A 13,308-nucleotide genomic window follows, 5' to 3' on the forward strand; every position below is an offset into this window, starting at 1 on the left:
CAAATTTAAGGAGACGGACATATGCCAATTATTGAATCATCAATTCAACGAGTTCGTTTGAGTGCTAAGCAGCACGATCGTAACGAACCACAAAAGTCAGCTTACCGCACTGCCGTTAAGCGCTTCTTGAAGGCTGCCAAGGCCGGATCTGCTGATACTGCTGAAATGTACAAGCAAGTATCATCAGCTATCGATCACGCCCAATCAAAGGGATTGATTAAGAAGAACAAGGCTTCACGTCAAAAGTCACGTTTGGCTAAGTACGTAAAGTAATCAATTAAAATTGATAAACGAAATCCCCCAACTCAATTGAGTTGGGGGATTTTTTTGTTGAGCTAATTGTTGATTCGCCAGTTAAAAACTGCCAGCCATGACTTTGACAACTAAAGACAGCCCACTACTTTCCAATCGCAATTACTTAAAAGCTGCAAATGCCTGATCAATTTGTTCATATTCAGCTTGCGTCAAGTCAACAGCCAACGCCTGAACGTTTGCCTTAACCTGATCAGCATTGCGCGCACCAGGAATCACGGCCCCAATGGCAGGGTTTTTAATGTACCAAGCCAGGATTGTTTGGGCCACAGTTACGCCATGGCCAGCGGCAATCGTCTTAACTTTGTCCAAGGCAGACAAAATAGTAGTAAATTGGTCCTGGCTGTATTGCTTTTCAAACTTGGTGTAGTCATCCCTCGTGTACTTACCCGTCAAAAGGCCAGATGCCAATGGAAAATATGGAACAAAGGAAATCTGATTTTCCTTTAAGTAAGCCCACTCATCCTTTTCGGCCCCACGGTAAACCAAGCTGTAGTGATCTTCGACAATATCAACCTGGTTATTCTTATTGGCCTCTTTAATCTGCTCAAGGCTAAAGTTTGACACCCCAATTGCCCGAATCTTACCGGCTTCCTTCAATTCGTTCAATGCCGCAACGGCCTCGTCTTTTGGCGTTGCTTCATCTGGAAAGTGGATGTAGAAGATATCGATATAATCGGTCTTCAAACGCTTCAAGGAGTCCTCAACGGCTTGCTTCAAAAATGCTGGGCTGTTGTTAGGCTTATTACCGTTGCTGGCATCCTGAGCCCCCTTGGTCGCAATCACAATCTTTGACCGGTCGTAGTCTTGAATAACATCACCAATAATTTCTTCAGACCGGCCTTCCCCATACATATAGGCAGTATCAATCAAGACGACCCCTGCGTCCAGGGCTTCTTTGACCAAGGCATAGCCGTCTTCATCCTTCAAACCAGGAAAAAGGTTGTGACCACCGACTTTGTTAGTCCCCAAACCAAGCTTAGTGGTCTTCACATCAGTCTTGCCAATTGTCACTTCTTTTGCCATGCGTTTCTTCCTCCTGAATCGGTTACTTTTGTTGTTTTAAAAAATCGTTCATACGTATTGTAAACTAACAGACTTGACGTTGAAAGGGTGTGATTGAAAATATTTTCTTTGAAAATCATCATGGTGATTGACTTTTTTGTAGGAACAAATTGAATTTCTAAATCCACACAGGCGTTAATTTTGACTGACGGCGCTTAGGTTGATCTTCAAATCAAAACAATGACGAGTTTTAATTGACGGCGCCTGCATTGCGATTTCAATTAAATTCAAGCCTCTCCCTCGCTATGAGGACTTGCATAATCAGCCTACTCTTCCACTTTTTCTGACTTCCTTCTAGTCCGTCGCCTTGACAGATGGTTGCGAATGACATTCCCGACTAATTTCAAAATTAAAAAAATGATTTTGTATGCTACATAACCAATCAAAAGCATTAAATACACAAAAATCCCAATTGCAAAAACCAGTATCATAATTGGTAATAACATGTTTCTCTCCCTTTTGTATTCCATTCTCTCTTAAGTCTTGCACAGTTAAATAACGCCTACGTTGTATTTTACGGTTTTACTAGGGTGATTGTTTGTAAATTGAATTACATGTTTACGCTATTTTATAAAAACAAATGATAATATATCGCCTTAATAAGCCTTCCACATCAGATCTAAAGTAACTAAAATATTTTTTAAAAAAGCATTCCAATATTTAAATATCGGAATACTTTTAATAATTAAAATTTGAGCATGCTTATTCTTTTAGCAAAATCCCATTTAATTTAAAATAAATATTGTATCCTTCATTTGGAAATACATGCGGATTATCTGTATGTATTTCTTCCAAACCATAATCGACAGAAAATGACTTGCTAGGATAATGATTAAGTGCAGGTACTTGGACTACTTGTTTCTTCTCTTTATCGCTTAGATTTTCAATATAAGAATAACGTGCCCTTAATGCTTCGTTAGATTTATGCGCATCAATAACACCCAAAGCTGTCTTTATTCCTGCTAAAAGAATTAAAATAAGACTAAAAATGATAATCACAGTATGCGATTTCCCACCAGTTTCCAGTTCATTATTATTATTAATAAGCAAAAGTAAGGAAATAATTAAAAAGATTGCCCCACCGAAGAAAGAACGTCCCCCATCTTGCCCCAATGGTGCGAGTGCTAAGGCGTATAGTGTTGCCATACCAGATCCAAACCAAATTAGACTCTCAATTGATTTTTCAAAGTCGGCTCGGAGAAAATAAACAAATATTAATATAACAATCAGCAAAATCAAAACAAAGTAATGATGAATCAACGACTTGGTAACCGCAATAAATCCTGACTTAAAGTGAACAAAGGCAGTTTCATCGAACCAAGATGGAGACATTGTCTGTTTCGTTCTGATTGCGTTTCCTGGGGCCAATACCAAAAATAGATAGCCAAGCAAATAAGTAACAAGACTAATAAGTTGGTTCATTGTACACTTGAGGCCTTTATAATACTTACCTAACAGTGTATAAACTAAAATAATAAGTAAAGCTCCACCAGAAGTGTTTTCATTTGACCAACCGGCTAAAAATGATAACAAAGGTAAAACAAACCACAATTTGTTTTTAAATGGTTCTTTTTGATGATACCACTGATAAAAATATAAAATAATAAACAAAATCAAGGTCGTGGTGAACAAATAATTACCAGCTCCGGCTCTCCAAAACATTGTTTGTCCAAGTACTGGAGCAAACAAAAAAATTAATGCAGATGATAGAGTTAAGTTAAAACAACTGTATGATAACTGCTTTTTATTTTTGCCAAAATAATAAACTAAAACTATCAACGCTACCGAAACTATTGCTATCAGAATGCTAGCAATTAGTTGATTACTAGAAGAAAGTATCCTCCAAAAAGTTTGGCCAACTGCGCGTCCATTCCAATGCATATAATCACCATAGGCCTGGTTATAAAGAGATACTATTGTCTGATGATGCCCAATATATAAATCATCATCAAATAATGGCGTATCATAATTTACTATAACAAAAAAAAGTAATAATAATCCCATCGTCAGAAAATATAAAATTTTGCGACGCCCTGTTTTCATGTTATTCTCCCCAAATTATTAATTTTTATTTTTAAAACAATACTTACATTATAATATAATTTTATTAATTTTTATGTGCTAATCTCTTTCAAATAGATCATTTCATGCAACATTCCTAGTAATCATAAAAAGAGCCCTAAGGACTCTTTAATTTGCATTCTCAATTAACTGAAAACTAGACTTTTGAATAGCTTTCCGACCACAAACCGGGTTTACATAATTCAAAACATCTGTAATCGATTCACGATACCGTGTTACATCAATTTGGCTGAAACTCCTTCACTTAGCGTTCGACTGTGCGGTGGTTAAAATCACTCATAACAAAATAATAGTATACACCGTGCATGGCTTTCGTATCACCAACAACTTTCACAGTAGAGGTCAAATTTGACTGATTAGAAATTTTGGTCAAAATATTCATTTGGACTGTATCAAACTCAACTTTTGCCATTGGTCATCGCTATAAGCCAAACCATAAAGGGTAGTCATTCGATAGACTAAATCATCGAACGAAAATTGTCTTGAGTAAGCGTGTTACTTAACGATATAGTTGAACTCGGAGCAAACGATGCCAATTGCGTATTGGCGTCCACACTTGAACTACTATTAGCATCCTGTTTATTGGTATTAACAACGTTTTGGTTGTTACCACCGCTAGTAGCAAACTAGCTTTCTTGCTTAGTAGAAGCAACACTTTTTTGACTAGAAGACTGGGCCAAACTACTTTTCTTTTTAGTCATAAATCCTTGTTCTTGATTAATTGGATTCATAACTGCATTAACAACAAAAGTAGTAGCCCCCAGTATTAAAACGGCAGCCACCGCCGCCATAGTTAGCAAGATTTTCCTGTTTCTAAACATCTTGCAGACTTCTTAATTTCTTATTATCTCCTACACTTTAATTGAGTTACAACATGAATGTAAGTGATGTGTTCGTCATATATCAATTGTTAACATAGATCAATGTTTATTTGCCCGTCTTAAAACAATTTCTAAGCTTCAAATTAAAGAAAAAACTGTAATTTCAGGCTCTTTTAACAAACTATTTATTATTTTTTCAATTTATTCTTCTAATTATTTAAAAATGCAAAACTTATTTAAGACATAATTTGAAATAATAACAAAAATGTTTTGAATTTCATTTCAAACAAGATCATTCTGATGTAATAGGTGAACACCAAACATAAGAATCATCCAACCAGTTACACCAATAATGATTCGTGCTAGGTAAAATTGCCAAACTTCCAGAAACAACCCTTGAAAATCAGATACCTGTGAACGAAAAAATCAAATTCGATTAGTCAGGTGTGCAAAAAACACAGATAAGAACCACGATGCAATGTATGATAGCATATATTCCCAGTGTAAAGTAGCCGAGATAAGGCGTAGGTAACGACCAATACCACAAAAGTCGTCCCACCAAAGAAGAGATAAAGGATACTTTCTTCGTATTGTTTGTATAGTTTCATTATTTTTTGCATGGGCATACCTGCTAGAAAAGTTTCTTAAATATTATAGCGAACAAATAAAAGGAAGATTAAGACAATAAGCAGCCTTCAAAAAAACGAAACGGAAAACTTTTAATTAACCGATACATCCTGCTCTTAATAACGCTGCGTTTGACTATATTCGATATATCATCAAAATTATCAACTCCTTGAACCTTTTCACTACCAAAGCTATAGTTCTTATCCGTTGGCTTGGCAGTGAAGACTTCGTAAGCACCGCTACCAATATAGGCCGACCGCGACCTTCTGCAACTATCCATCAATGGTTAACTTGCTGTGCCAGGACGTAATCCCGTTTTGGAAAGCCACACTGGTATCTTCCTTCGAAGCGGCCTTAATGATTCCAGACGTCATGGACAGACAAACGGACTACTTCTTAATATAGGATATGATACTTTTTACCTTGCTATCCGGCCACTTTTTCAAATCAGTGATTGCTGGGAATTGCTCGTTGGATAGACACATCGAAGCCATAGTCCGTTGACGTTGGCTTAACGACCTGCTGTTTCTAGAAAATCTTGCTATTTGGAGAATCCTCTCCTTTTGCCAAAATGGATTATTGTTGCTGACTAGTGAGCTGCGTGTTCTTGCTCTTTTATTTAAAGCGTGAAATCGTCAGCAATGTGTCGACAGTCACTGAAGGCACCAGTACAATGAGCAATATCCAGAATGCGTGCTGTTCCTTTCCAATTTTACGGACCCTCTTGTTTTGCTTTGTCATGTTAAATCCTTCTACTTATTAGATACACCATTTCATTCAATCACTTCAAGAAGGCAAAAACAAAATTCGATTTCAAAAAAATAGTCAGAATGACTTCTGACTAACCCTTATTTAATTATTCAGCTTTTGTGGGGACGCTTTATAATAGTGTCCGTTATCGACCAAAGCTCCCTGGCCAAGTACCTTATCGTTAATGACTTTTGTCTTGTACCCCTTAATTTCCAACAAGAAACTAGGCGCAAAGGTACGGGAATCTTCAAAGGAGGTCACGACAAATTTGTTGTTCTTTTGGTCCTTATGAGGCACAACGAGGTGGGCATAGGTAAAGTCCGGATCGTTGGTGATGTTTGACGTCATCACTACCCCGTTTCCGTTCAACTTTTTATAGCGCCCGTTAATGCCATTATCCGATACATAACCAAGTAAAAACGTCTTGTTTGAGTAATTGGGGTCAGTAGAAGAGAACTTACCACCCCAAGATGTCGCAAACAGATACCACTTTCCCTGGAACTGGAAGAGGTTAACCCGCTCAATTTCATCATTAACCAGGTTGGCCACGACCATCGGCTTCATGACTTTCTTCACCTTAAAGTCGGAGTCCAGCTCGAGCTTTCCAATGGCGGCGTTAGCGTAGTATGCCTTACCATATTGCTCACCATCCTTGTTATTCAAGAGTTGCTTCTTCATGTATCGGTAGGTGGTCCAGTTGCCATAGTTAGCATAGTTCAAGAAGTTCCGATCACCCTGGATACCATACTTTGAGCCAGTGTTTCCTTCAAAGACCAAGTAATAATTCTTCCCATCGGCGACAAAGTGTGGGTCCCGCATGGTTAATTCTTCAGAGTGCTTGTCCGCATGGCCCGGGTTTTGTGAAGCCGTCTGGTAATAGTAACCGTCCCCCGCAAAGACCGTTCGGTGATCCTTTGTTTTCTTGTGGTTAATCGTCAAACCAGAGTTCCAGTCACCGGGAGTCTTCGGTTCTACCGTAATTTGTGCCGTCATCAAGGCCTGTGAATCCTTCATGGCGTTGGCATAGAAAACACGAAGCGTGTTCGTCTTAGAATTCATCATGACGGTTGAACCAGACCATTCTCCCTTGATTTGTTTAAGGTATTTGTCCGGTTTGCCATTGGGCGCGCCTTCGCCGAAAGTCTCAAAGACATTACCTAAGTATTGCCAACTGGACAAATCATTGGAATCGGCCGAAATTTTTTGAGCATACAATCCCAAATGAGCCCCATTGGCATCGTCACGCTGGTACTTAGATGTCAATCCAATAACCAAGCGGTAACCGTGGAAGTCTGCCACCGTGCCATCAGGATTTGCCACCTGCCAAGAATCCCAAACCGCAATCGGAATTTCCTGCCCCGTTGTCGGATCCGTTATCTTGGATGAGGGAATATTTGATAACAAAGATTTTTGCTCAAACTTCGGCATCCGCGTACTCGTATTCCGCACCGACCTGGAAAAAGAATCCATGTCCGCCCAAGTGACGTGGGTCACCCCATCTCCTAAAAAGTGGTAATGCTTTTGAATTCGGTAGCCACCGTAACCCAGACCCAAAACGAGCAAGGTCGTCATGGACCAAATAACTTTCTTTTTCTTCGTATCAAATAGACGCTCACTGGCTGTTAAGCTTTTAAACACAACTATTTCTCCTAAAATTTCAATACAAACTCGTTTAAAATTATATCAAAATTATAGGAGCAAAATCTTTAAAAAGTTTAGGAAAGAAAGTCTAGGTTACCCCAGACTTTTTAGATTGATTAACGCAAGTAGAATGTGTTGCCATCCGCCTCTAAATGCGTCTCGATGTTTTTAGAAATTGTTTGCAGAACCGCACTATAGTGGAAACCAATATCTACTAATGCTCCATGGGAGAATAACTGATAGCTTATTATTAATAACCTTTGTTTGATTACCATTTATTTCCAACAAGAAACTTGATGCAATCAAACGTACAACTAAATAAGAAGTAACAACAAATTGATTTTTGAATTGGTCACTATTAGGAAGAATTAAAAAGACATAAGTGCTTATATCTCGATAAGTTGAACGCTTTTTTACATCGCCGGGCTTGATTCATAAGCACGAATCCATGCGTAATTATATCGACGAATATAACGCAGAATTCGTGAAATCAGCTCAAAATTGTCCCTAAACTGATTGAGATAAATTAACTCTCTTTTCAAAATCGAATGAAATGCTTTGATTCTCTCATAGACACTACTGGTATATTCACTTCCCATATCACTATTCAAATATGCTGACTTTTGATATTGGCTCAGTGCATCTAACAAGATGCAGGCGATAAAACGCACATCACGGATTAAACTCAGTTTGTGAGCTAGTACTTTTTGCATCAATAAGGTAGCAACATATTGCTAATCGAACCTGATCGCATTGGCGCTCTTTTTATGCTGAGCAAATTTCTTGCTAGCCGCATAAAATTTACTTTGACGCCTCAACCAATTGAAACTTCAATTTCTGTACTACTGAACGTCCACCAATTGAATTCACATAATTCAAAACATCAGTAATTGATGCTCGATAATTGGTGGTATTATTTTGACTAAAGGACATCGGCTTTGTCACGCTTTGACTTGACGAACTAATATCGTTCATTAAGTACTTATAATAAGCACCATCATTATCAGCACCACCAACAGCCTTAGCAATAAAAGTTGGGTTCGACTGATTAGCAACTTGCGTCAAAACAATTCCTTTTGACTGCATCAAATTTAATTTTTGCCATTGATCATCACCATGAGCCAAACCATAGAGAGCAATCATCCGATAAGCTAAATCATCACTAGAACGAAAATCATCCTGAGTAAGCGTGTTGCTTAATGCTGAGGTTGAATTGAGAGCAGATGATGCTGATTTTGTATTGGAGTTCTCACTCACACTAGCATTAGCCTCCTGGTTACCGGTACTAGTACCAGTTGCGGCACTTTGCTGGTTACCACTGGTAGTAACTGACTGGGTCTTTTGATTTGTGGAAGCGACACTTTTTTGACTAGAAGACTGGGCCGAACTGCTTTTCTTTTTAGTTATAAATCCAAGTTGTTGATTAGTTGGGTTTGTAACAGCATTAACAATAAAAGTAGTGGCCCCCAGTGTTAAAACGACAGCCACCGCTGTCATTGTTAGCAAGATTTTTTTCTTTCTAAACATCTTGCAGACTCCTTAAATGCGTATTATCTCCTACACTTTAATCGCATTGCAACATAAATGTAACTGACGTCTTGAGTATATAGCGATTGTTACTATCGGTCAACGCTTATTTGACTATCTTAAAAATATTTTTTAACTGCTAGATTAAAGAAAAAGAGCCTGCAATTGCAAGCTCTTTTGCCAAACTATTTATTAATTTTATCTTCAATTACTTCTTCTACTTCTTTAAAAATGTAAAGCTTACTTAAAACATAATTTGAGATAATAACAAAAACGTTTTGAATGCCGTTCCAAATGAGATCATTCTGATGTAATAGATTAACACCAAACATCAGAATCAACCAACCAATCACACCAGTAACAACTCGTGCTAAGTAGAATTGCCAAATTTCCCGAAGCAGCCCTTGAAAATCAAAGACCTGAGAACGAAAAACCCAAATTCGATTAGTCAGGTATGCAAACAATACGGCTAAGAACCAAGATGAAATGTATGACAGCGTTGGTCCCCAATGAAAAAATGCTGAGAACAAAGAGTAAGTTACAACTGAAACAACAAAAGTAGCTCCTCCGAAAAAAAGATAAAGAATAGTTTCACGATATTTTTTAAAAAGATCAACCATTAGGATTCTCCAATTTATATTGATTGTTCTTCAACCATATAATAATAACAAATTGCTTACTGAATTTCTTAAGCAGTCACATACTAAAAGATAATTTATTTTTTTAAATCACGAGTCCAAAACAATAATAACCTTTGAATTGACGCCATTAGAATTTAGATTTAGACAAAAATATTCTTTCACTATGTGTATAACTCACTCCAAAATTTCCTATTTTCTCACACTTTGAAGTCTATTTTTATTTGTGCCACATGGTAAAACAATCATTATTAACCAACTAACTATTGAAACAATAAAAGGACTAACTTCCCACCAGGACATTGTTTGACGAACACTTACTTTCTGTTTTACATCCAATGAAGCATTAATAGTTATTCTTCCATTTTTAATATAACTATCTATTTTTCGGTTATCAATATATACAAATGTATTAAATTTATTATATCCAACAACTGGTAAAGATATTTCTTGATTAACTATATTTTGAGTAGAATAAAATGATACAGACTTAGGCTTTGCTATATAATTCGATGTCATTACACTTTGACCATTAGAAATACTTAACTCATGGTTAACTAGCTTCTTGCCTTTATCATCCTGCAGCAAAAAGCTACTAGTTTGGTTGCTAATTGAATTTTTGGGTACATAATCTGAATAATTCATAATGGACCACATTATATTTTGGTCCATTGTGTACTCATCAAACGCTCCTAATCCAGCAATCGAATATCCGTCATTTCCCTGCGATACATACGTCTCTAACTGCTTTGGGGATGTAACTATATAATTTCCATTATTATCTATCGATGGATAACTATCCTTATATATCACAGTACCAATAATAGACATGGAAACAAAAATAAACATTAACAAAACGTTTTTTCCATTCTTTGACATACCTCGGTTGGCCAAAAGTAAAATTGAAAAGCAAAAACATAATGAAATTGCATAGTAAAATATTCGACTAGGTATTTGAATATTTGACAAGACGGTAGTACGAACAAATCCTTCCCATACAATTGCGCTAGTGCCAAACACTGCAAAAATCAATGACAATGCCTGTGCTAATGAAACTTTCTTCATAAGCAAAATAACACTTAAAGAAAAGATAAGCATCATTATAAATACATATATTCTAAAATCATCTGAAAAAGTATTTATATTGACTACCCATGTTTGAAATTGGGAGTAAAATATGTTCGGCGTTTTTACACGGTTGTTAATCGTTGTATAGATAAGAGGAATTGAAACACATAATGTTCCTAAAAAACTATAAATTCCCGTTTTCAATATATTCATGGTTAAGAATATACATTTTTCTTTTGTACGATTTAGAAATAATAAGCTAAAATAATAAAAGAGCACAAAGAATAATAGAAAAATAGTAGTTAAAAGATGGGATAAGGATGAAATTATTAATCCAGCAGCTATATATTTATATACTCCACTTTTTTGAAAATTCAATAATCCATAACAAAGCAGTGGAAATCCTATTTTAGCAACTGCTTCTCCTATGCTAGAAGAAGGATAGATTAAAAATGACCATAACAAAGCCAGTCCAACTGATAGTGATCTAATCTGAGCATACTTAAACCGGATTAATAAATAAGCAACTAAAGCACTAATAAAGCATAATAATAAAATAAACAACTTATAAATTATTAATGATCCGAATGACTTTGGAATTAAGTCAACGATAACTTGCATGCCAATGGCAGGATAAAAAACGTTACTAGCAATGCCAACCTGTCCTAACGAAACAAAATTTTGTGAATACAAAAACTGAAATAAACTACCACTTAAGTTATGAATTCTTGAAAGATGATAGTATGTATCAATTGGAAGCTTTATAGGATTAAATAAAAATGGATTTAGGATCATTATTGAAGCAAAAAACAACACCAAAATAGGCAATATCTCTAAAACTATTTTTTTTATATTTAAAATTTTTACTACATTACTATTGTTCATTATACAATCCTTCTATCAAGATATAATCTACACTACTTTTTAAAGATGAATATCCAAATAATCGAAACTACTGATATAAACATAGCAATAATCTCCCAAATTGGTATGAATTGCTTAACTTGAACAATGTCATTTGTTCTCAATCCATTTTCTCTATTCACAGTTATTAAGCCATCATCATTCTTAAACTTTTGTTTTTTACCATTAATTAAAACTTCATTTAAAAAGTTCTTATAATAAAATACGGGTAACTTAATATTTCCTTTTTCAACTGGTTCTACAGACTGAAAAGTAATACTATTCGATGCAATTTTATAATTTGTGGTATCAATACTTTCTCCATTTTGATTCATCAATTTATGTTCAGCAACACTTTTTGTACCAGCATCATTACGAAGAAATCCAGTACCTTTATTAATAAAAACTTCTTTTGGAGAATAATCAGCATAATTCATTAACTGCCACATATACTGACTAGACATCGTTTCCTGACTGAAAGCACCCATTTTATCCAAACCATATCCATCATGACCAGTTAAATAATATTGATTAACACTTCGTTTAGATAAAACATTGTATTGACCGCTATAATTAACGTCAGGTTGACTATTTGATCGATCAATTGATGCTACAATTGCTAAAATTAATATAACAAACATCGTCAATATTTTTTCAGATTTTTTAGACCATTTCCCTGCTGCAAACAAAAAAATAGAAAAGCAAAAACAAATTGTCATACCATAGTAAAAAATTCTACCAGGAATTTGAATCACTGAAAGTGGTGTATGTTGCAAAAACCTTTGCCAACCTATTGCACCTGTCCCAAAAATAGCAAGAAGAAATGAAATTTGTTGTCCTAAAAAGACATCTTTCAAAAGAACCATTGAAGCTAAAAAGAACAGAATCATAATTAAAAAAATTAAAAAACTTTTATCTGAGAATAAACCATCAATTGAATCAAACCATGTTTGAAATTGCCACGAACTATATGTTGGTGATTTAATATGATTGCTAAATGAAGTAAATACAAGTGGGATGGTTACAGATGCTGTCGTGAAAAGAGTATATAATCCAACCCGGAGTAAATTAAATCCCTCCTTTTTTTCTTTATTTAACGCATAACTTACTAAGTAATACACTGCTACAAAGCCTACAAGAAACACACTAGTTAATATGTGAGACATGAAAGAAATTGTCAGTCCGGCAACTACATACTTATAAGATTTTCTATTTTGACTATGGATTAATCCATAACAAATTAATGGAATTCCTACTTTAGCTAAAGCTTCAGCAATATTTGACGAAGGAAAAACTAAAAAGCTCCACAATAATGATAGTGCAATAGATACAACTTTTGATGTTTGAACTTTAAATCTTAATACCAAATATGATACCAATGCACTGATAAAACACAAAAGCACAATAAAAATTTTATATATCCAATATATTCCTAAACTATGGGGAATAATATTAACAATTAACTGCATCCCAATTGCAGGATAAAATATATTGCTAGCAACTCCAACTTGTCCCAAGCTTAAGAAATTTTGTGGATATAAAAATTGATAAAAACTTCCCGTTAAATTTTCAATTCTCGATAAATGATAATAACTATCAATTGGCAATTTAACTGGATTTAAAATTGTGTTATTTAAAATTATTAGCGAAGCAATCATTAAAAAAATAATAGGCCAAATTTCATTCAATATTTTTTTAACGTCTTTTACAGTTATACTTATTCGATAACAAACCATTATTCTCTCCAAAATATATTAATTTCTAAACAGCAATATTTACAATAGTAGCATATTCCGAATTTAAAAAAAATAAAATATCACTAATATGAAAAAATTTAATCATAAGAAAACCCCAAAAGTTTCTAAAACTCTCAG

Annotated in this window: 10 protein-coding genes; 1 reads left to right on the plus strand and 9 read right to left on the minus strand. The window is 35.2% G+C overall.

Annotated elements, in window-relative coordinates; translation table 11 throughout:
* Window positions 1-21 precede the first annotated feature (21 nt).
* Entirely contained in the window at window positions 22-273 is a 252-nt protein-coding gene (gene rpsT / locus ACSYSH_RS02460) for a 30S ribosomal protein S20 (RefSeq protein ID WP_047974211.1), read from the plus strand.
* Between the two features lie 141 nt (window positions 274-414).
* On the opposite strand, the gene ACSYSH_RS02465 is transcribed toward rpsT, so the two are convergent.
* The 9 genes from ACSYSH_RS02465 to ACSYSH_RS02505 all read right to left on the minus strand — a co-directional run bounded on the left by ACSYSH_RS02465 (window position 415) and on the right by ACSYSH_RS02505 (window position 13,170).
* Window positions 415-1,338: an aldo/keto reductase gene (locus ACSYSH_RS02465; RefSeq protein ID WP_489815818.1), complete on the minus strand. Its 924-nt coding sequence runs from the start codon at window positions 1,336-1,338 to the stop codon at window positions 415-417.
* 741 nt (window positions 1,339-2,079) lie between these two features.
* The gene (locus tag ACSYSH_RS02470) at window positions 2,080-3,420 is read right to left on the minus strand and encodes a DUF3329 domain-containing protein (RefSeq protein ID WP_491702461.1); all 1,341 of its coding nucleotides are present in this window, start codon (window positions 3,418-3,420) and stop codon (window positions 2,080-2,082) included.
* Window positions 3,421-3,703: 283 nt separating this feature from the next.
* Window positions 3,704-3,871 carry a hypothetical protein gene (locus tag ACSYSH_RS02475; RefSeq protein ID WP_491702460.1) on the minus strand — a complete coding sequence of 56 codons (168 nt, stop codon included), beginning with the start codon at window positions 3,869-3,871 and terminating at the stop codon, window positions 3,704-3,706.
* 214 nt (window positions 3,872-4,085) lie between these two features.
* Window positions 4,086-4,250, minus strand: coding sequence for a hypothetical protein (locus ACSYSH_RS02480; protein ID WP_491702459.1), 165 nt, complete (start codon window positions 4,248-4,250; stop codon window positions 4,086-4,088).
* Between the two features lie 1,509 nt (window positions 4,251-5,759).
* On the minus strand, window positions 5,760-7,295 hold the full coding sequence (locus ACSYSH_RS02485; RefSeq protein WP_491702458.1) for a glycoside hydrolase family 68 protein: 1,536 nt from the start codon (window positions 7,293-7,295) through the stop codon (window positions 5,760-5,762).
* Window positions 7,296-8,099: 804 nt separating this feature from the next.
* Window positions 8,100-8,825: a hypothetical protein gene (locus ACSYSH_RS02490; RefSeq protein WP_491702456.1), complete on the minus strand. Its 726-nt coding sequence runs from the start codon at window positions 8,823-8,825 to the stop codon at window positions 8,100-8,102.
* Between the two features lie 185 nt (window positions 8,826-9,010).
* Window positions 9,011-9,445 (minus strand): GtrA family protein, encoded by a 435-nt coding sequence (locus tag ACSYSH_RS02495; RefSeq protein WP_491702455.1) that lies wholly within the window; start codon window positions 9,443-9,445, stop codon window positions 9,011-9,013.
* Window positions 9,446-9,655: 210 nt separating this feature from the next.
* Entirely contained in the window at window positions 9,656-11,416 is a 1,761-nt protein-coding gene (locus ACSYSH_RS02500; RefSeq protein ID WP_491702454.1) for a hypothetical protein, read from the minus strand.
* 32 nt (window positions 11,417-11,448) lie between these two features.
* Complete coding sequence (locus tag ACSYSH_RS02505; protein ID WP_491702453.1) at window positions 11,449-13,170, minus strand: hypothetical protein; 1,722 nt, start codon at window positions 13,168-13,170, stop codon at window positions 11,449-11,451.
* Window positions 13,171-13,308: the final 138 nt, after the last annotated feature.

It is taken from the genome of Fructobacillus sp. ESL1117 (assembly GCF_058508565.1).